19 protein-coding genes and 3 pseudogenes are annotated in these 20478 nt (G+C 44.1%); 10 read left to right on the top strand and 12 right to left on the bottom strand.

Going from position 1 to position 20478, the window contains the following annotated elements; genetic code table 11:
* The first annotated feature begins 8 nt into the window (after window positions 1-8).
* Entirely contained in the window at window positions 9-1037 is a 1029-nt protein-coding gene (locus tag QUE24_RS05810) for a CgeB family protein (protein ID WP_286305671.1), read from the top strand.
* Between the two features lie 6 nt (window positions 1038-1043).
* On the opposite strand, the gene QUE24_RS05805 is transcribed toward QUE24_RS05810, so the two are convergent.
* From QUE24_RS05805 to QUE24_RS05770, 8 genes and pseudogenes are all read right to left on the bottom strand, one after another.
* Window positions 1044-2765: a carbamoyltransferase family protein gene (locus QUE24_RS05805; protein ID WP_286305670.1), complete on the bottom strand. Its 1722-nt coding sequence runs from the start codon at window positions 2763-2765 to the stop codon at window positions 1044-1046.
* Between the two features lie 64 nt (window positions 2766-2829).
* Window positions 2830-3552, bottom strand: a complete 723-nt coding sequence (locus tag QUE24_RS05800) for a lipopolysaccharide kinase InaA family protein (protein WP_286305669.1) — start codon at window positions 3550-3552, stop codon at window positions 2830-2832.
* An 87-nt stretch (window positions 3553-3639) separates the two neighbouring features.
* Complete coding sequence (locus QUE24_RS05795; protein ID WP_286305668.1) at window positions 3640-4611, bottom strand: glycosyltransferase; 972 nt, start codon at window positions 4609-4611, stop codon at window positions 3640-3642.
* A gap of 136 nt (window positions 4612-4747) precedes the next feature.
* Window positions 4748-6106: a hypothetical protein gene (locus tag QUE24_RS05790; RefSeq protein ID WP_286305667.1), complete on the bottom strand. Its 1359-nt coding sequence runs from the start codon at window positions 6104-6106 to the stop codon at window positions 4748-4750.
* A 137-nt stretch (window positions 6107-6243) separates the two neighbouring features.
* A pseudogene (gene waaF, locus QUE24_RS05785) lies at window positions 6244-7208 on the bottom strand (lipopolysaccharide heptosyltransferase II).
* Window positions 7209-7276: 68 nt separating this feature from the next.
* Window positions 7277-8089, bottom strand: a complete 813-nt coding sequence (locus QUE24_RS05780) for a ZIP family metal transporter (protein WP_286305666.1) — start codon at window positions 8087-8089, stop codon at window positions 7277-7279.
* 20 nt (window positions 8090-8109) lie between these two features.
* On the bottom strand, window positions 8110-8877 hold the full coding sequence (pgeF, locus tag QUE24_RS05775) for a peptidoglycan editing factor PgeF (RefSeq protein ID WP_286305665.1): 768 nt from the start codon (window positions 8875-8877) through the stop codon (window positions 8110-8112).
* The gene (locus QUE24_RS05770) at window positions 8870-9667 is read right to left on the bottom strand and encodes an inositol monophosphatase family protein (protein ID WP_286305664.1); all 798 of its coding nucleotides are present in this window, start codon (window positions 9665-9667) and stop codon (window positions 8870-8872) included. The genes pgeF and QUE24_RS05770 overlap by 8 nt, the downstream gene beginning before the upstream one ends.
* A gap of 97 nt (window positions 9668-9764) precedes the next feature.
* On the opposite strand from QUE24_RS05770, the pseudogene QUE24_RS05765 reads away from it, so the two are divergent.
* The 6 genes and pseudogenes from QUE24_RS05765 to pmbA all read left to right on the top strand — a co-directional run bounded on the left by QUE24_RS05765 (window position 9765) and on the right by pmbA (window position 14867).
* Window positions 9765-10492: pseudogene (locus QUE24_RS05765) on the top strand (16S rRNA (uracil(1498)-N(3))-methyltransferase).
* Complete coding sequence (locus QUE24_RS05755; RefSeq protein WP_286305661.1) at window positions 10489-10800, top strand: DUF3301 domain-containing protein; 312 nt, start codon at window positions 10489-10491, stop codon at window positions 10798-10800. Before QUE24_RS05765 ends, QUE24_RS05755 begins: the two are co-directional and overlap by 4 nt.
* Before the next feature lie 18 nt (window positions 10801-10818).
* The gene (locus tag QUE24_RS05750) at window positions 10819-11847 is read left to right on the top strand and encodes a response regulator (protein WP_286305660.1); all 1029 of its coding nucleotides are present in this window, start codon (window positions 10819-10821) and stop codon (window positions 11845-11847) included.
* Window positions 11847-12683 (top strand): peptide chain release factor N(5)-glutamine methyltransferase, encoded by an 837-nt coding sequence (gene prmC, locus QUE24_RS05745; protein ID WP_286305659.1) that lies wholly within the window; start codon window positions 11847-11849, stop codon window positions 12681-12683. Before QUE24_RS05750 ends, prmC begins: the two co-directional genes overlap by 1 nt.
* A 30-nt stretch (window positions 12684-12713) precedes the next feature.
* Window positions 12714-13471, top strand: a pseudogene (locus QUE24_RS05740) (HesA/MoeB/ThiF family protein).
* 61 nt (window positions 13472-13532) lie between these two features.
* Window positions 13533-14867: a metalloprotease PmbA gene (pmbA, locus tag QUE24_RS05735; RefSeq protein WP_286305658.1), complete on the top strand. Its 1335-nt coding sequence runs from the start codon at window positions 13533-13535 to the stop codon at window positions 14865-14867.
* 2 nt (window positions 14868-14869) lie between these two features.
* Here the strand turns inward: pmbA and QUE24_RS05730 are convergent, their stop codons facing one another.
* The 4 genes from QUE24_RS05730 to QUE24_RS05715 are packed head-to-tail and all read right to left on the bottom strand — an operon-like array spanning window position 14870 to window position 18242.
* Window positions 14870-17077 carry a PilZ domain-containing protein gene (locus QUE24_RS05730; RefSeq protein ID WP_286305657.1) on the bottom strand — a complete coding sequence of 736 codons (2208 nt, stop codon included), beginning with the start codon at window positions 17075-17077 and terminating at the stop codon, window positions 14870-14872.
* A gap of 11 nt (window positions 17078-17088) precedes the next feature.
* Window positions 17089-17355: a BolA family protein gene (locus QUE24_RS05725; protein WP_286305656.1), complete on the bottom strand. Its 267-nt coding sequence runs from the start codon at window positions 17353-17355 to the stop codon at window positions 17089-17091.
* Window positions 17352-17651 (bottom strand): YciI family protein, encoded by a 300-nt coding sequence (locus QUE24_RS05720; RefSeq protein ID WP_286305655.1) that lies wholly within the window; start codon window positions 17649-17651, stop codon window positions 17352-17354. Before QUE24_RS05720 ends, QUE24_RS05725 begins: the two co-directional genes overlap by 4 nt.
* Window positions 17652-17663: 12 nt before the next feature.
* Entirely contained in the window at window positions 17664-18242 is a 579-nt protein-coding gene (locus tag QUE24_RS05715) for a septation protein A (RefSeq protein WP_286305654.1), read from the bottom strand.
* 53 nt (window positions 18243-18295) lie between these two features.
* Here QUE24_RS05715 and QUE24_RS05710 point away from each other — a divergent pair, with 53 nt between their 5' ends.
* Genes QUE24_RS05710 through QUE24_RS05700 form a run of 3 tightly spaced genes read left to right on the top strand, consistent with a single transcriptional unit; the run spans window position 18296 to window position 20456 of the window.
* Window positions 18296-19129: a PHP domain-containing protein gene (locus QUE24_RS05710; RefSeq protein ID WP_286305653.1), complete on the top strand. Its 834-nt coding sequence runs from the start codon at window positions 18296-18298 to the stop codon at window positions 19127-19129.
* Between the two features lie 27 nt (window positions 19130-19156).
* Window positions 19157-19780 (top strand): L-threonylcarbamoyladenylate synthase, encoded by a 624-nt coding sequence (locus QUE24_RS05705; RefSeq protein WP_286305652.1) that lies wholly within the window; start codon window positions 19157-19159, stop codon window positions 19778-19780.
* A complete protein-coding gene (locus QUE24_RS05700; RefSeq protein WP_286305651.1) occupies window positions 19746-20456 on the top strand; it encodes a lysophospholipid acyltransferase family protein in 711 nt (236 codons plus the stop codon). The genes QUE24_RS05705 and QUE24_RS05700 overlap by 35 nt, the downstream gene beginning before the upstream one ends.
* Window positions 20457-20478 lie beyond the last annotated feature (22 nt).

Here is a 20478-nt window from a genome sequence, read left to right as displayed (position 1 = left end):
ATTGGTTGGTGACGGACAAGAAAATTTTAATTCTGGATGGAATTGGTGGTGCCACTCTCGGTCGAGATATTCATGCTTGTATAGACAACTCAGAATATTATGATTTAGCTAAGTTGGAGAATATCAGCTTATATAAGCCTCGCTCAGCTTTCACAAAAGTACAACGAAAACTATCTGAGAAAAATAGTTTTTATTACTTACCCAAGAAACGTTTTGAGTCGTTGTTATCATTAATTGAGGAAATTAAACCTGACAGTATTTTTGTTATAGGTTTTTTATATCGCTTTATTAAACCCAACCACCTCGCAGATTTAGCTAAAACTAAAGGTATAAAACTCTATTTATACGATACTGATAGCTGCAATCTATATTCAAAGCGTAGAGAGTTTATCTATTTTATTGAGAATGAAGTCCGTGTTTATGATCGCGTATTTTCATTTTCAAAAGTAGTGACAGAGTTTTTCAATCGAAAAAATATTAATACGATATTTTCACCTTTTGGGGCTAATCTGGTTGAAGCTGAGCCAGCTAAGTATCAGCATGACGTTTTATTTGTAGGTAGCGCTGATCTGAGACGTTGTTTTATGCTGGAACATATTGCTGATTATGTTTCTATCAAGGGAAATCGATGGAAAAGAAATCAATCAATAATGTCACCTGCTTTACAACAGAAAGTTGATGACAAACCGTTATGGGGACAAGAACTTTATCAGCATCTTGTCAGTTCTAAGATTGTATTGAATATCACTCGAGGACCATTCTATGCAGCTGAAACTGGTGTTAATTTAAGAATCTTTGAGGCAATGGCGGCAGGGTGTTTTGTCTTAACAGATTATTGTGATGAAGTGGCAGATTTATTCGAGATTGGTTTGGAAATTGAGACGTTTAAGGGCTCAAAAGAGCTGGTAGAAAAAGTGCTTTATTATTTGAGTAATGATGATGCCCGTTTAGCTATAGCTAAACGGGGACAGCAGAAAATAAGCCAACACTACACCTGGAAAAAACGTGTTGAGTATATGCTGAGCTATACGGATTAAATCAATCTACTTTGTGATGAGTATATCTTCCATCACTAAATACTGTAGATCAGAACCGAAAAACATATTTAATGCATCAGTTGGGCTACATACCATTGGCTCTCCGCGGCGATTCAGCGAGGTATTTAAAACCACACCATTGCCCGTGAGTTTCTCCATTTCCTGCAGCAGTGAGTAGTAACGAGGATTGGTTGCTTGAGTGACAATTTGAGCCCGAGCCGTACCATCTTCATGCACGACTTCAGGAATACGCGACTTCCAACTTTCAGCCACATCAAATGTAAATGTCATATACGGGCTAGGATGATCTGTCTGTAATATTTCTGGTGCAACTGTATCCAGCATACTAGGACAGAAGGGGCGCCAACGTTCACGATATTTAATCTGGGCATTAATTCTGTCAGCTACGCCTGAATGACTCGGTGAACCCAGAATACTTCGATTACCTAAAGCGCGAGGTCCAAACTCCATATGCCCCTGGAACCAGGAAACTGGATTACCATCAGCTAGAATTTTAGCTGTTTCGGCGGTGACATTGTTCATTCGCTCCCATTTAACTGGCTGTTCGTATTGCTCACAGGCCTCAATACATTGTTCAGTGGTATAGGCTGGGCCTAAGTAGACATGCTCCATTTTTTCTACGGGTACACCGGCTAATTGTGAAGCATAACTGGCCGCACCAATGGCGGTACCCGCATCGCTTGCCGCCGGTTGTACAAACAGTTCTTTGACACCAGGCATGGCAATAATACGCTGGTTGAGTTTCACATTGAGAGCCACACCACCAGCATAAGCGATTTTGCCAGTCTCTTTAATAATGTCACCCAGATAAAAATCAATTAGTTTTAAAGCTGTTTTCTCTAACAGGTCTTGAATGCTTGCTGCGTAATCGATGTAAGGCTCGTCTTTTTCATCGCCTTCTCGCATTGGGCCTAACCATTCGATTAACTCAGGGCTGAAAAAGTAGCCTTTGCCATTCTTCTTGTAACGGCGAGTGCCTACGACATTGACCAGTTTGGTATTGACCTTGAAGTCACCGTTTTTGTAGTCAATTAAACGTGAGAAGTCGAAACGCTTCGGATCACCGTAAGGGGCCATACCCATTACTTTGAATTCGCCATCCAGCATTTCAAAGCCAAGATATTCTGTTAATGCACCATAGACACCACCAAGTGAATCCGGATCATAGAATTCTTTGATCTTATGAATCTTGCCATTTTCGCCATAACCAAAAAAAGTAGTGGCATATTCGCCTTTACCATCAATACCGATAATGGCTGTTTTTTCTTTAAAACCACTCAAATGGTAGGCACTACTGGCATGCGCTAGATGATGTTCAACTGGGACAAATTTAACGCGTTTCGCTCCGATACCTAGATCATCTAATAACTTCATTACATTTCGGTGATTCCGCCAATATCGACGGTTACCGCTGAATAAAGCGGTAAGTGCGCGGTCAGGGGCATACCAATGGCGCTTTGCATAGTGCCAGCGTGCGGGTGATTTCAGGCCAATCTCAGCGTAAGGGAAAGCCACAATATCAATCTGATCGGGACGAATACCAGCCTGTTCTAAACAGAATTTAGTGGCCTCATAAGGCATTTTCCCTTTGGCGTGCTTGTCACGCAGAAAACGCTCCTCTTCAGCAGCAGCTACAAGCTTTCCATCAATATATAAAGCAGCAGAGGCGTCGTGATTTACCGCGCCAGACAAACCTAAAACGATCATGATGTGATATATGTCTTTGAGTTAAACAGTGCGTAAGTATATCGCATGCAGTCGGTCAACACGACTAATGACGTTTTGCTTTTTTGGGCTTAGCAATTTTATGTAAAAGTTGTTTAGTCTTTTTAGACAATGGTTGCTCATTGAAATACTGTTGTAAAAAGAAAACGCGGTCTTTCATTGACCAATATTCATTAGCATGACGGTCTAGTGTGCCCAGATCTCTCAGCATCGATTGTCTGACCAACAATGTACGTTTCATTTTCTCCAGATCGATGATTTTTATCTTCCAGCCATCAGATACTGGCTTAGCAAAAATGTGTTTGGGATAAAGTGAATTATGTTGAAAATGTGCTTGGTGCATATTCACCAATACATGAGCTACAGCTTTCAGTAATTGTTTACGTGACACATTTGATAAGCTTGAGGGAGAAATGTTTTCGAGTGATTGATAATCTCGAAGCTCTTTTGTAACCAGTATCGCCCTTGACTGGTCACATGAAAAATAGACAGGTTCAAGTGTAGGAATATGCTTAGCCGTAAGTTTAAGAATATTGTTATATTCTTTTTGAAAGGTATGAATGCCTTTTAAAGGATGACACCATGTTTTTGTGCGATGATTTTCCTGACGTTTGATAAACACATCAATAGCACCATGTGTTGTTTCAAGTACATATTTAACCACACCACTCCAGCCACCGCGTCTGTGGTTTGGGGGCTCGAACCAATCTGTATCCAGTTGCCATATCGTGTCAAAGTCATATTTGTTTTTGTGTTTTATGTCTGCCATTTTTATACGACCTGATTATTGAATATATTTGCTATGTAAAGTAATGCATTATTCTTAAATACTGATTAATTGGCAAAAACAGATCAGTTAAGGTGAGAGAATTTTCTTTATTTGCTCTAATTTCCAAAATGCTCTCCTCCCAGCTTCATCAGAAAAGTAAGTATGTAGTTTCATAAGCGAAGCATCATGACTATATGTTGACTCTCTGTTATTGGCTGAATGAACCAGTAACTCTGCTAACTTTTCAGAAGATGCAAAAGGAAATAATAGCCCTGTGTTTTCTACAATTTCTTTTGCTCCTCCACAATCACTACAAATTATAGGTAGATTCGCGATCATAGCTTCCAGCACAACCATACCAAAAGGCTCACTATCAGAGGTCAAGACAAAAATATCGAAGGCTGTAAAGTAACGCTTCGCATCTTTGATGTAGCCAATAAATTTGATGTTGTCTTCTACATTCAGTGATTGAGCAAGATCATGAAGTTTTTGTTGAAGCTTGCCCTTGCCAATAATAATTAACAAAGTATTCTCAGGGAGCGCATGCTTTGCTTTGGCAAATGCCCGAATCAGTGTCTCTTGGTCTTTATCAGGATGTAATCTGCCTACATTACCGATAACATAAGATTCATCAGGAATATCTAGCATTTCTCTGGCTTTAGCTTTACTCAAGAGCTCATTTTTTGAGTGTTCTATATCCACTCTGTTATATAAAGTTTCGATCCCATCTACGGGAAAACGGGGTAAGTGCTGTTTTATATCGGCTGATACAGCCTTGGATACCCCTATGAGTAATAAGCGAGATGAGAAGAATTCTGTAAAAAGCCTTCTTCCTAAACGGTCAAAGTCACCAAAAGCGTGATGAATACTCATTACAGGAAGTTGTGTGGCAATGAGGGCTAAATATGTGGGTTTTGTCCTATGTGCAATACAAAGTTCGTAGTGTTTTTGTTGAGATATTCTCTTCACTCGTTTCAGTAGTGATAACTTAAGTCCTTTAAGTTTATGCTTTGGGCTTTCAAGAAAAATGACCTCGTCAGACAGTGTATTTTCTAACAAGTCAGCTCTGGGGGCTCCCGTTAGGAAGACCGTTGTAACAAGGAAACTAGTGCCTTTAAATAATGATGCATATTGTCGCGCGCAATCATCAAAAGGCGGATCGTAGCTATGGCATAACTGCAGAACGTGACGTGGTCTAGTTGTCAATATTTAACACCTTATAGACCACAGCCTTATCAGCTCGAGAATTCTCGCTGTAATGAATAGGGATCAAATTCCAGTTAGCATATTGTTTTTTTCTTTCTGCGTGAGAGGGCTTCTCGATAACAATAAAATAATCAAACTGCTTGTTAGTTTGAAGCGTTCTATCGAGTTTTAACCGCGCCTTAGGCTCATTTTCATGGAAATAAAAATCAATAAAAATATCGTTGGTGAGAACCCGGCTGTTTTCCGGCAAATTTTGGCTCGCCCAGATCGCAGTTTCTTTTATATAGCCTTTGGTCACACTGGTGGTGAAGGTATCAATGATACTCGCAAGAAGTAAGAAGGGGATGATTGTAAGGGCAAATTTATTTTTGGCTAGCCAGTAATCATCAATCAGACGACACATCGCAGGTAGCATAAGCAGGACCACAGCAGTAATTAGCATGACTGCATAACGGGTACTGATGAAGTAATGTTTAAATAGGAACGTAAGCAGAATAATGAGGTTGATGCCAATGAAGAAAAGCAGGAAGCGACGAGTATTACTTTCCGACGAGCCTGTTTTTTGCTGCACTTTAGCCATGGTAAAAAAAATAAGGTTTAGCGGCGATAAACCCGTAATGATTTTTGCTAGTAACATATATACAAGGCCTGAAGCTAAAATCATCCCGCCGTAGCGTTCGGAATATTGACTCAATAACTCTTTACCTAGAATAGTCGCTTTCTCATGAAATACCTCAGTAATACTTGAGTGGTCCAGAAATTCGGTCACACTGAGGAGTTTGCCAAAGGAGCTTTTCATGCCTTGTTGTTGAGTAAATACGGCTGCAGCCAATACGCCACCAAGAAGGAATAATGAACAGAGTTTAATAGCTGATTTTAAGCCATCTCTAAATCCTAGTTGGAACACTATGAATAGAGGCGTTGCCAGAATAATAACAATAGCTTCAACACGGAATAACAGGGCTAATAGGCTGGATAATTGCCAGTAAATACCATTTTGCCAATTAGGCTTTTCTAAAAAAATAATGGTTCGGTAGATTGAAATTGAGATAAAAGCCCAATAGCCAATGTCTCTAATAATATAACTACGGTAGTCATTAAGTGTAGAAAAACAGAGAATGATTAAGGATGCAATAAAGACGTATCTTAGGTTAGCTAATAATTTATTAGCAATCAGTACTAGCGCATCAGTAAAAACCACAAAAAGCAGGCTATTGATGATCTGCCCACTCAATTCTAGTTGGATACCTGTAAATTGATGAATAACGGCAATTAAGATGGAAAAAAATGGCCAATCGTACATGGCTGCTGTCGCAGCCAATCCACCTTCTATATAAGCTTTTGCCATATTCAAGTATAAAACACCATCGCTATTAATCAGCTGATCGGTGGAGAATGCCAATACGGAAAACAGCAGACTAATGAATGCCGTAAATAGACGAATATTGTGAAGGGATAAGTCTGAAAAAAACGAGTTTAACGGTTTCATAATGTTGTTTTTATTAGTTCAATCACACTGTCAACAGACAGTTTTTTCATACAGTTATGGTGGCCTAATGGGCAGGTACGCTTAAAGCATGGGCTGCACTCGATGTCTATCTGGGTGATGCGCGCATTGCTGGCTAAAGGTGGGGTGAATGCCGGAGAGGTCGGACCATATACAACGACTAATGGCACTTGTAAGGCCGCGGCGATGTGCATTAACCCTGAATCATTAGAAACTACCTGATCGGCTGTTCCTAACAGGTCGATGGCTTCTTCTAACTTTGTCTGACCAGCCAGGCTGATAAGGTTGTTTGATTGCTGACTGGAAAGATGGATGATTTCTTCAGCGGTGCTGACATCCGCTTTGGAACCGAGTATCAACACTTGCCAGCCAGATGTAAGAAAAAATCAGCTAAAGCGGCGTAATGAGAGGTTGGCCATTGTTTGGCTGGGCCAAATTCTGCGCCCGGACAGAGAATAAGTCGTTTCTGGTCGTCCGACTGTCGTTTGGGGTTAATCGCTTCATTAGCAGGCTCGGCAAGCATCAAGGGTGCTTCATAAGTGAGCGGAGTTCGTGATAATGACGCTGGATGCGCCAGAGCGACAAAACGCTCGACCATCATCGGCAAAGCCTGCTTATCGAGTTTTCGGACATCATTCAGTAAGCCGTAACGATATTCTCCAAGCCATCCCGTTCTTAGCGGTATTTTTGCAAACCAAGGAATTAATGCTGACTTCCAGGAATTAGGCAGCACAATAGCTTGGTCGTAGCGTTTATCTCGTAATGACTGACCGAGTTTTTTACGCATACTCCAGCCAAAAATACCATGCGATATGGGCATACTGATGGCCTCATTGACCTCTGGCATACGTTGAAGCAGCGGTCGAGTCCAGTCCATAGCGAGCACATCGATGGTGACTTCTGGATTGTTCTTTTTCAACGCTATAAATAGCGATTGTGCCATCACCATATCGCCAACCCATGATGGGCCGACAATCAAAATCTTTTTATCAGGGTTCCTTCCCGTCATGTTTAATGAAGCGTGCTATGAGCGATATAGATGAAGATAACGCCCATGGCGATCAAGCTGATTTGTTGCAAAGACTCTGATGGCTTGACCTTATCGTGTAAGCCAGGAATTAAATCTGCTACAGCCACATAAATAAAGCTGGATGCCGCAACAAGCAGAACATAAGGCAGAATTTGTTGCATATCAGAAAGGGCAAAATAACCCAGTAAAGCACCAGCCAACGTGCCTAAACTCGAGAGAATATTGTAATAAAGCGCTTTTTTGCGGCTAAAGCCGCTGTGCAGCAAAATGACAAAATCACCTAACTCTTGTGGAATTTCATGGGTGGCAATAGCTAATGCCGTCACAATACCCAAATGCACGTCTGTTAAAAATGCGGCAGCAATTAAAATGCCGTCGACAAAGTTATGAATTGTATCGCCAATGAGAATTAGCGGGCCTGCAGACTTATGTTTGTGATCGTGATGGTGACCACCGTGGTGATCGGGTCTGTCGAGTTCAGGGATATGTTCGTGACCATGATGGCTATGACAATGTCGCCATAACACCATTTTTTCCAGCGCGAAGAAACTGAGTAGACCAAGCAGTAAGGTAAAGCCGATAGCATGTGCATCAATGGCGTATTCATGTTCGATGGCGTGAGGGATTAAGCCAAGAAATGACGCGCCTAACATGGCACCAATCGCAAAGCTGACCAAATGTGGCACCGTCAAACTACGGTGTTTTTCGGGCAGTAATAAAAAGGATGAAGCGACAACGACGCTTAAAAGTCCGCCTACCAGACTAAAAACGATGATCCAGATGAGTAATTCCATAATGATCCAACAAGGCTGAATTAAGCCGGTAATGATACCTTATTTATTGCCGATCCAGATAAGCGAAACGATGCGACCGGTCTCGCCATCGCGCCGGTATGAAAAAAGCGTGAGGTCTCGGTCACCGTACAGGCATCGCCTCCAGACATTTGTGTGATGCCTAGCTGCCTTAATCTCAAACGAGCAAGTTGGTAGATATCAGCCAAATAGTGGCTATTATCCGTTTGCTGAAAGGCGACTTGTGCGGTATCTGAGTGATTGATAAATGCCTCAAACACATCTTGACCGACTTCAAATTTTTCGGGACCAATTGCGGGCGCCAGCCAAACATGGAGTTTATCTGTTGAGTCTTGAAAACGTTCTATAGTCGTTTCTATGATGCCATCCGCTAAACCACGCCAGCCAGCATGAATGGCGGCAATTTCAGTACCAGTCTGATTACTGATTAATAGAGGCAAACAATCCGCTGTCATGATGGCGCAGACGTGATCGTTTTGATTACAGTAGATGGCATCTGCTTCGATGCCTTCATACCAGTCCTGACTGTTGATGACCTTAGTACTATGGGTCTGTTGTAACCAAAGCGGGGAAGCCGGCAGCGTCAGGGCTGAGGCAAGTAGTTGACGATTTTTTTCTACATTCTCATGTGTATCGTTAACGTGTTCGGCAAGATTAAGGCTGTCGTATGGGGGCGGGCTGACACCACCCTTTCTGGTGGTTGTGTATGCCTGAATATGGTCGGGCATTGTCCAGTCTGGCGTGACAAATTCCAGTGATTTTCTAACCATTCACGGCATCCAGCAAATAATTTTGCCAAACTTGAAATAACGCCTCATCAATGGCGGCACAGGAAGAGCGTGGCTCTAATGTGTAGCGAAATGAAGGGTTTCCATACAGTGTCGAAGCAAAACCACCGGCTTCTTCCAAGATCAAGTCACCAGCTGCATAGTCCCAGATCTGTTGTTTACCATGCAGATAAATATGGCCCCGTCCGGCTGCTAACCAGCATAACTCGAGCGCGATGGAACCTAAATTCCGTTGTGAAGCAAAAGGACGATCTCTGACAAGTTTCAACGCTAAATCTTGAGGTAGCCGCTTGAAATCGACAAAGGCAATAGTGTTATCCAAACTGAGATTAGGAGAGGTTAAGCGTAGAGGTAAATCATTTAACCAGGCTCCCTGACCACGAAGAGCAGTGAAACTTTCATCTCTCGATGGGTCAAGCACCATGGCAAAAGTCACTTTACCTTGCTCGATTAGTGCCAATGAAATGGAGTAAAGAGGCAAGCCAGAAGCAAAATTGCTAGTGCCATCGACCGGATCAAGACACCATATTGGCTTACCAGAATCGAAAAGCTGCTGTTGCTGTTCGGTAGTCATTTCTTCACCCAGTAGCGCAATATCAGGAAACAGTTCGGCGAGCCTTCTACTTAGAGCGCTTTGTACTGCATCATCTGCTGCGGTGACGATGCTGCCATCTTTTTTGTAATCCCGGCTAACGTTATTGGTCAATGGAAGAAGGGTCGTGAAGGCCACGTCTCTGACAATGTGTTGAATTTGTTGCCGGTCTATATTCATGACTTGAGTATAACAGTGAAAAAAGGAATTTGATTCAATCTATCGATGACAATCTGTAAACTGCTTATCACTTTACTTGCTTTTTGACACCAACAACATGCGCATGCCTCGATTTTATACTGAAACACTCTCATCTTCTGAATCAGAATTTGTCTTACCGGATGACGTGCACCGTCATGCCATTCAAGTGCTGCGGCTCAAACCAGGGGCCAATATTCGTTTGTTCAATGGTGGCGGTATGGAGTATGAAGCAGAGTTGACTCTTGTTGAAAAGCGGCATTCACGCGTGCGCCTGGGCAATGCGATTGAAACACAGAAAGAATCACCATTAGGCATCACCTTATTACAAGGTGTTTCACGTGGTGAGCGAATGGACTTTGCTATACAAAAAGCGGTGGAGTTGGGCGTCAAAAAAATTGTGCCTGTGATAACCGAACGTTGCAATGTGCAGCTAAATGGTGACCGCGCTGATAAACGCTTTCATCATTGGCGAGGTGTCATGATTAGTGCTTGTGAGCAATCAGGTCGGAGTTTTTTGCCTGAATTAAGCCCAGTTCAAACATTAGCCGATGTATTATCTGATTATCAGGATGAGCTGAACTTGGTACTGGATCCTCTAGCAGAAACACGCTTTACTGAGTTGTCAAAACCTCAATCGCTAACCATGTTGATTGGTCCAGAGGGGGGTTAGCGGATAGCGAAGTGGCGATGGCAAAAGATACCGGTTATCAGGCTGTACAATTTGGACCACGTATTTTACGAACGGAAACAGCCGCGGTGGCAGCTCTGGCTGTCTCTCAAACATTATGGGGTGATCTAGGATGAATGACAGCGAAATTTTAGTCATCATTCTAGCTGCTATAGCCTGGTTTTGGTGGGACAGTCGCGGTGTGGCTGAACGCGCGACGCTGGCCGCAAAATCGTATTGCGCCAATACCGGCGTGGCTTTTTTAAACGATACGGTGTTCTGGCGTAAGATACGATTTAAACGTAATCGCCAAGGCCGTATACAGTTGCAGCGGTATTACTTTTTTGAGTTCGCCAGTGATATGCAGCAGCGTTATCAGGGGGAGGTCATCATGATGGGTAAAAAAGTCGAGTCGATTAAAATGGATGCGTTTCGCGCCGGTTAACATCAACAGAGGATAATCATGACTAAATTGATGGCATTAGTGGTGGATGATTCTCGCGTTGCCAGAATGACCTTAAGCAAATTGCTACGTGACCATAGTTACAGCAGTGTGGAATGGGGTAGCGCTGAAGAAGCGATGCAATGGTTACAGACCACGGATACCTTACCGGATATCATCTTTATGGACGTGATGATGGCGACGATGGATGGCCTGACAGCTACCTCCCAGCTGAAACAACACCCACAATGGGGACATATTCCGGTTGTCATTTGTACAGGTAATGAAACCGAAGCTGATCAGAAAAAAGCGTTTGAGGCAGGTGCCTCAGCTGTTCTGAGCAAACCGCCCGAAGCGGATAAGCTGGAAAGTTTATTAGATGAAATTGAGTTCAGCGCGATCCCTCTGCCTGATGCTGCTCATGCTCATGCTCATGCTCATGCTCATGCTCATGCTCATGCTGATTCTGAGTCAGCGCAGCCAGAGATAAATGTCATCCTGGCCTCATTTAAAGATGAGTTACTTCGAGATGTTGAACAACGGTTGCAATCAAGCTCAACGACTCAGTCTGAAGCTTCAGACCAGTTTGGCCGTGATGAGGTTGTGCAGCTGGTAAGAGAGCTCACTGAACAACAGTTTTCCGCTTTAAAACAATCCTTATCAATTCAGCTGAATGAATTGGTGTCGATAACCGCAGAACCGGTTTTAGAGCAAACGCTAAAAGAGATGGACTTAAGTTCAAACATTGATCGTGCTTTGGAGCAAAATGCCACCAAATGGTTGGATAAACAGCAAAATGTGGTGCGTGAGTCGGTACTTCGCCAGTTAAAACATGATCTAAACCCGCTGGTCGCCAAAAGCCTGGAAAGGTTGGTGAATGAAAAAATATTGCCGCTTATTCGTAACCAGGTCACAGCAATGAAAAATGAATTTGATACCAGTCATCAGGAGCAATGGGCACAAATTCAGGCGCAACTGATGATGCAGCGTAATATCAGTATTGGTGTGGGTGTGATTGCCTTACTCGCCTTAATCTTTGTTCTGATTTAATGTTGCCATCGATTCGAGAAGCACAGGCCTATGGTCGCACTTGTCTAGCTGATTCAAACAGTCCCGATGTCGATGTGCAGTATCTGTTATGTCATGTGTTGACGTGTTCGCCAACACGCCTGTTACTCGATGCCGAGACAGATCTGACAGAGCAGCAATGGCAAGACTTCAAACAACTCATCACGAGACGCCAAACCGGTGAGCCAATTGCGCATATTACGGGCAGCAGAGGTTTTTGGTCACTCGATCTGGCGGTTAATAATTCGACACTTATTCCCCGAGCCGATACCGAATTACTGGTCGCGCTGGCATTGCCAAAGCTGCAGCCGGGTATGCGGATAATTGATTTAGGGACCGGAACGGGGGCCATCGCTCTCTCTATTGCTCATGAGCGGCCTGATATCACTATCATTGCCAGTGACTTTCATCTACAGGCGGTCAAGTTAGCGCAACAAAATGCCCAATCCTATAGGCTTGACCATGTGCATTTTTTTCAGGCTTCCTGGTTGAGTGCATGTCAGCCAGCTCAGTTTGATATGGTGATCTCGAATCCGCCTTATATCGAAGCAGATGATCCACATCTACAGCAGGGTGATGTTCGTTTTGAACCGCTTTCTGCATTGATATCAGGACCAGACGGGCTTGATGATATACGCCAGATTATCAAGCAGGCTGCGATCTGTCTGAAACCTGGTGGCTGGTTACTCATTGAGCATGGACATGATCAATCCCGGGCAGTGCAGCAATTATTCTCAGAGGCAGGGTTTGTACAGATTTCGGCTCACCAGGACTTTGGTGGTAACGATCGGGTTGTCATAGCACAACTCACGTTATAATGCCGGGCTATTCAGTAGAGTTAACAGACGATGAATGACGAACAGCTACTCCGCTACAGTCGACATATATTACTATCCCAGATGGATATTGAGGGCCAACAGCGTCTGCTTGATAGTCATGTCATGATTATCGGGTTGGGCGGACTGGGTGCGCCTGTTTCGATGTATCTTGCTGCCTCAGGAGTAGGCCATTTAACGCTGGTCGATGATGACGTGGTTGAATTAGCCAATTTACAACGGCAAATTGTTCATACACATAAGAATATCGGTCGAAAAAAGTCGACTCAGCATTTGAACAGCTTCATGCCCTGAATCCTGATATCGCTATCGACATGATTGATGAGCGCTTGGATAAGCCTGCCATGTTGGCGGCATCGCGTCACGTGAACGTGATCGTGGATTGCACCGACAATTTTGAGACACGTTTTTTCTTAAACGAGATCAGTAGGGAAAATCAGATACCACTGGTGTCTGGTGCCGCTATCCGTTTTGATGGGCAAGTCACTGTTTATGATCCGCGTCAAGCAGATTCACCTTGTTATCGTTGTCTGTATGAAGATAAAGGCGAACTGCAGGAAACCTGCTCAGAGAGTGGTGTTTTTGCCCCGATGCTGGCCATGATCGGCGGTACTCAGGCTGCGGAGACATTAAAACTACTGGCAAAAATTGGGACACCTTTAACGGGGCGTTTATTACTGCTTGATGGGCTTTCCATGAGTTGGCGAGAGATAAAACTGAAACCTGATCCAAGCTGTCCAGTATGTGCGGACAGTCATCACCATGAATAAACTGAACAAGCATGTCATGCTGTTGAGAAAAGACAAATAAGTCGAGGATTTGAACACTACTATGAGTCGAATGACAAATACTGTTGAATTGGAACGTGCTGCGGAAATGGCATTGTCTGAAGCCAAAAAACGCGGTGCAAGTGCTGCCGAGGTTGGGCTTAGCCACAGTGAAGGATTATCCGTCACGGTTCGTCAACGCGAAGTCGAAACGTTGGAGCACAACAATGATACAGGCTTAGGTATCACAGTCTATTTTGGACAGAGCAAAGCATCGTCAAGTACCTCTGATTTAAGTGAAGCGGCCATCACTGAAGCTGTAGGGGCGGCCTGTAATATTGCCAAACATACTCAGGCTGATGAAGCGGCCGGGCTGGCGGATGCTGATTTAATGGCCACTGTATTTCCAGAGTTGTCGCTCTATCACCCATGGTCGATCGATGTTGAAAAGGCGATTGATCTTGCCACGCTATGTGAGCAGGCAGGTCTCGATAACGATCCACGAATATCAAATTCTGAAGGAGCGACTGTTTCCAGCCATACAGGTCAGCGTGTTTATGCCAACAGCCATGGCTTTATAGGGGCGACGCAAAGCAGTCGACATAGTTTGTCTGCAACGCTTATTGCTCAAGATGCACGCGGTATGCAGCGCGACTACTGGTATGACATCAAACGTGATGCTAATGATCTTCTGAGTGCTGAGTCCATCGGTTTAAAAGCAGCAGAACGGACCTTATCAAGATTAGGTGCCGGTGAAGTAAAAACAGGTAGCTACCCGGTGATATTCACTGCTCAGATGGCCCCTTCACTGTTCGGACAGTTAATCTCAGCTATCCGCGGCGGTGCGCTGTATCGCAAAGCCTCATTTTTGCTGGATAAAAAAGGTGAGCAAATTTTCCCTGAGTTTATTCATGTGCATGAACAACCACATATTCTCAAAGCCTTGGGTAGTGCCAGCTTTGATGGTGAAGGTGTGGCCACACAAAATCGTGACATTATTTTAGATGGTGTGTTGCAAGGCTATGTGCTCGACAGTTATGCCGCCCGACGCTTGGGTCTGCAAACAACAGGTAATGCCGGTGGTGTGCACAACTTAACGATTGATAGCAGTACTGATGCTGATTTGGCTGCACTGATCAAAAAAATGGATAAAGGCATTATCGTCACAGAAACCATGGGCATGGGTGTCAATATTGTGAATGGTGACTATTCACAAGGGGCCGCTGGCTTTTGGGTAGATAATGGTGAAATTCAATACCCAGTCGATGAATTTACTATCGCCAGCAACTTACAAGACATGTTTATGGGTATTGTGGATGTGGGAAGTGACGTAGATATTCGTGGTAATACGCGTTGTGGCTCAGTGTTGATTGATAAAATGATGATAGCGGCTGCATAAAGCTATGCTGGGTTAGTTGTTGCGTATTTCAGCGATATTAACTGCGTTATATCGGTCAGTTCTAGCAGTGCAAATAATTGAGATAACTGTTGACGCATTATTTTTATGCGATGAGCTTGTTGACTCCGCAGTTGGTTCAGCTGCGGTATAAGATCAGTCTGCTCATCAGCTTCTCTGTCATTGATTGGGCTGACAAAGCATTGAAATGCATGAAATTGTTTGGCTGATAGCCCACGCTGAAGAAAACGATCCTTATCCCTTTGCGTCATAAACTGATGATCAAACATCCACTGCCATTGGTCATGGTGGGTTTCAAATCCGTATAACGCGGTGTTCAGTGATTCACCTTCTTTAGCCTGCAAGCCTTTTACTTGCTCATGCAGTTCAGCTAGATGAATCTCGATAGAACGCCAGAAATTATCCGTATGCTGGTCAGCACCATTTCGTTTCGTGCAGCCAATGACCGAGATGTGTCTCTGACCTGATTCATCGACGCCCAGAAATAGCGGAATCGATTCTGAGGTAGTAAGTAAGCAGGGGAGGAATAAACGACTTTCATGATGCTGTATCAGGTCATCATGATTTTGTTTGAGTTGTGAATGGTTGCTGGCAATGATGTTGTCAAAAAACTGATTCTGGCTGGCGGAGCAATGCTCATGAATGCGTTCAAACCCCAGTTGATACTTGTTCTCCCAGCGTTTTTTATTTTTGAGTTGATAGGGAATACGTTGCAGACTGACCTTTTTTGTCTGACTTTGCCAGCGAGGAAAATCAACATAAACGACTTTATCCAGAGTCAGTTCAACGTTTAATGGTAGCGTCACTGATAAACCATGACTTGAGATATCCACACTGGTGCTATTCCACTCTTGCTCATTGATATGTAAGGTGACCGGAGTACGGATATGATATCGCTGAACCTGGCGTTTAATAACATGACTCAAGGCATATGGCGTAGGCAAATCATTTAACTCCCACATCGGGATGTCATAACATTCTGGCGTACTCTCTTGCGTATGTGTAGATTTGATTTCGGTGTCTGATAGCGCGGTTTGTAAGTCAATCAAACGAATAGCATATTGTGGATAGTGCAGATTATTTGCTAGCTGTTCTGCGTAGGCTGGGGCATGTTCCTTGAGCATGCTCAGAGATGATGCAGACACAGAATCATCAATTTCGATTGGGCTTTGCAGCATCAGAAAAAGATGCTGTTGCTCCATATTAGCGTGACTAAGTAATGCGCTGACTTGCTTGTCTGATTTTAATGAAGAAAAACATAAGCGTTTGTCACCGATCAAAATCAATCGTTTCTCTTGTTGTTTCTGTTCAGGCGCTGGCAGACTCTCAATCAGTGCACTCAGATTAGTTTGCCAATGTTGCGTCTGCCACTGTGCTTCAGCAGCACAAAAAATAGCCTGATAATCCGGATAGTCTGCATATTGCACTTGCCACAATACCGGGGAAGCAATATGGTTAACCCACAGGCGTCGATAAAAAGTTTTTTGTAAATTGAGTAACTCATACTCGGTATCAACATGACGCTGTTTAGCCAGGTGTTCAATAAAGCCAGACATCCACTCTACAAATTCCATATCCGCGTTTTCTTGGGTAAGAATGAGGGTGGAGTAGGCTTCATCGTGTTCCAGTTTTAATATCTGATAACGCTGAAGCGAGAGAAAAGTGTGCCGGTGTTTTTCTGCAAGCTCGCTAAATTCAACCGTCACAGAGTCGCCAATGTGCAATGTATAACTACGTTTGATCGTGACTCGGATAGCCGTTGAAGATATATTGACGCTATGGCCGCTGTATAGCACATCTGCAATCCGAAGTTTTATGGGCGTACTAAAACTTAGTCGTTGCTCTGCTCGGGCGAAATTCTCATCCAGCTTCAGTCGTTGAATTTTTGTTTGGTCATCTTCCCTTGGCTCATCCGTGATACTGGCCTGTTCTAGTTGTCTGATCGTTTTCAGTACAGCTTCGTAGACTGCCACGGTGTAGCGGCCCTGAGTACGCTGCATGAGTTGTTTGACTAGGAGATAAGCTCTATCATCCAAATAATGTCGACGGCCACCAAACTCATAGGCCTGACATTCTCCGCTCACCTTGCCTCGTAAATCAATAATTCGCAGGCAATCTTTGTTAAGACGTTGTTTTTCTAATCCTTGCAAAAAGGCTTGGTTTTTTTGCTTAAGATCAGCATTTTCAGCCATGGTGGTATGAGCTACACGTGATATTCGGCAGGCGTTTTTGCCTGAATACTCAAGGCGTGAATTTTCGATTTCATCAGAGACTCAACCTGCTCAAAAACCAAACGATGACGTTTGATAAGTGTTAAGCCTGTGAAGGCGTCACTGACAATCAGCAAGTTGTAATGACCACCACCTGTATTGCCAGCATGACCAGCATGTTTATCGCTGTCATCCTCAATTTCAATCAGTTCGGGTGAGAGGGCTTGCAGTGCAGTTTTGATATCGTCAATGGTGCTCATGGTAAGACTTTTTTAAAGGGTTTAACGGTGACGTTGGCGTAGACATCAGCATCCACATAAGGATCTTCTGCTGCCCATGATTGTGCTTGTTCAAGGCTATCAAACTCAGCAACAACCAGACTCCCACTGAATCCAGCTTCTCCCGGGGCTTCCGTGTCAACAGCAGGGTGAGGACCAGCCAAAACAAGACGGCCTTGGTTCTGTAGTACTTGAAGACGGTCCAAATGCGCAGGTCTGGCAGCAAGACGCTTGCCGAGACTGTCTGGATTATCTTCGCTGATAATGGCATATAACATAATTCACAATCCCTATTTTTTTACTTCTACAGCATGTTTGGCCAAATAAATAGACTGTGCCACAACAAAGACGATGGTTAGTCCTAACATGCCAAATAATTTGAAGTTAACCCACGTAGCTTCATCATAGTTAAACGCCACATACAGGTTCACGAGACCGGATAATATAAAAAAAGCGACCCAGGCCAGGTTGAGACGAGTCCAGACTTTGGCAGGTAATTGAATATGATCCGCCATCATTCGTTCCAGCAACGATTTATCGGTAAACAGATAAGCCCCTATAAAGACTAATGCGAATAACCAGTTTACTGCCGTGGGTTTCCACTTAATAAAGTCCGGGTTATGTAACCAGAGCGTCAGCCCGCCTAACACTAGCACTAAGGCCAGGGTGATTAAATGCGCACGTTCGACCTTTCGATACAACAACCAAGTGATGCAAACCTGTAATAAACTGACCACAATCATGACGGCGGTCGCGACATAGATACCTTCTAGCTGATAGCTTATGCCATTAAACGTGTACTCTCCGCCGCCGAACTTATACGCTACAAAAAACAACACTATTGGCAGGAAATCGAAGAATAATTTCATTTCGTTTTTTCACTTCAAGCAGGATGACTGCATTCTATCGTAAAATATCACCTATGACTCAGTTTGACTTACATACCCATTCCACCGCGTCTGATGGTTCGCTCACACCAGAAGCGTTGGTATCGCGCGCCAAACAACAAGGTGTTACCCATCTTGCGTTGACAGACCATGATGGTACAGAAGGCATCAGACAGGCGATGAAGGAAGCTCTGTCTCAGGATCTTGTTCTGATTCCTGGTGTAGAAATTTCCGTTAGCTGGCATGGTGCGACCGTGCATATTGTCGGTTTACAAATTGATATTGATAATGCGGCTTTGCAGGAAGGATTATCAGCTTTGCGAGATTATCGGCGTCAGCGAGCCATAGATATTGCAACCCGTTTAGAGAAAGCCGGCATCCCTGGAGCCTATGAGGGTGCGAGTCAATATGCATCTGAAACGATGATGGGACGTGTACATTTTGCTCGCTTTTTAGTTGAAAAAGGCTATGCAAAAGATATGAAGGATGTGTTTAAGCGCTTTTTGGTTCGTAACAAACCGGGGTATGTCAGTGGCAATTGGGCCAGCCTCGAAGAGACCGTTAACTGGATTAATGCTGCTGGAGGACAAGCAGTGATAGCGCATCCGGCACGGTATAAAATGACGGCGACAAAACGTCGGAAATTAGTCGCCGAATTTAAAGAGCTGGGCGGGGCAGGTATTGAGGTTGCCTCAGGATCTCAGCACCCGGAAGAAGTGAGAACAATGGCACGACTGGCAACAGAATTTGATTTGCTGGCTTCTGCAGGCTCCGATTTTCACAGCCCTGACAATAGCTATACTGAACTCGGTAAAATGACAGACTTGCCGCCAAACGTGACACCCATCTGGTCTACATGGGTGAATTAAGACCAACTTTATATAAAGTGATTTCATATGAGCCAGTTTTTTCAAATACATCCAGAGAATCCTCAGGTCAGACTCATCAAACAGGCCTGCGAAATTATTCGTCGTGGTGGTTTGATTGTCTACCCCACTGACTCTGGTTATGCGCTGGGATGCCAGATTGGCGATAACAATGCCATGGAACGACTGCGTCGGATTCGCCAACTGGATGTCGATCATAACTTTACTTTGGTGTGTCGGGATTTATCAGAACTCTCAACCTATGCAAAATTCAACAATGCGGTCTTTCGTCTTTTAAAGGCTTACACTCCCGGTCCTTACACCTTTATTTTACCGGCGACCAAGGAAGTACCTAGAAAATTACAGCATCCCAAACGAAAAACCATCGGTTTACGCATTCCGGAACACACGATTGCATTGGCACTGCTGGAAGAATTGAATGAGCCCTTAATGAGTTCAACGCTCATCTTGCCTGGTGATGATATGCCTATGACCGATGCCGATGACATTGTTGACGCCATTGGTAAGCAGGTGGATCTAATTATTGATGGCGGTGCCTGTGGTGCAGAACCCACCACCGTGGTTGAATTTGTTGATGACTTACCTGAAGTCACCCGACATGGCATGGGAGATACTGCGCCGTTCGAGAGTTAAGCGTATGTGGATAACGCTTCTTCTGGTTTTCGCCTTTTTCATCTTGTGTTTATCTCAGTCACGCGCTGACTGGGGTGGCATGCATGTGAACTGGCTGGATGGGCTAACCCGTCTTCTTTGCAAAGTGTTACATCGTCATCCTGGTCTGGTGTTGCCCTTGCCAGAACAAGGCCCAGCTATTGTGGCTGCTAACCATGTTTCCGGGCTTGATCCCTTATTGTTAATTGCGGCGAGTCGTCGACCATTACGGTTTCTGATCGCCTCAGAAGAATATCATCGGCCGGTCCTTCATTGGATTTTCAAAGCGGCCGGTTGTATTCCTGTTGACCGTAAGGGGAGAGCAGAACAAGCACTTCGTGCAGCGAGACGCGCTCTGGAACAGGGAGAGGTGATTGCTTTATTTCCTCACGGCAAAATTCATTTAGATAGCGATCCACCAAGACCAATAAAAGCAGGCGTTGTTCGCTTAGCCATATGGACAAATACACCAATATATCCAGTGCGATTGGATGGTATTACAGCACAGGGACACGTGCTACTGGCGCCTTTTGTGCCAAGCCGAGTTCTTTTAACGGTTGGCAAATCATTGCCACCTGCGCTGGAAATAGATGGTCTTAAAGCTGAATTAACGCGTCATATCGAGACCATGCAAAAACATCCACATTCGTTCTCTTGATTTTTATCGAGGCTTCCCCCAT

The sequence above is a fragment of the Methylophaga marina genome, from assembly GCF_030296755.1.
Lineage (GTDB): Bacteria > Pseudomonadota > Gammaproteobacteria > Nitrosococcales > Methylophagaceae > Methylophaga > Methylophaga marina.
The sequence above is the reverse complement of the archived record's forward strand: the minus strand, read 5'-3'. Positions and strand labels throughout refer to the sequence as shown.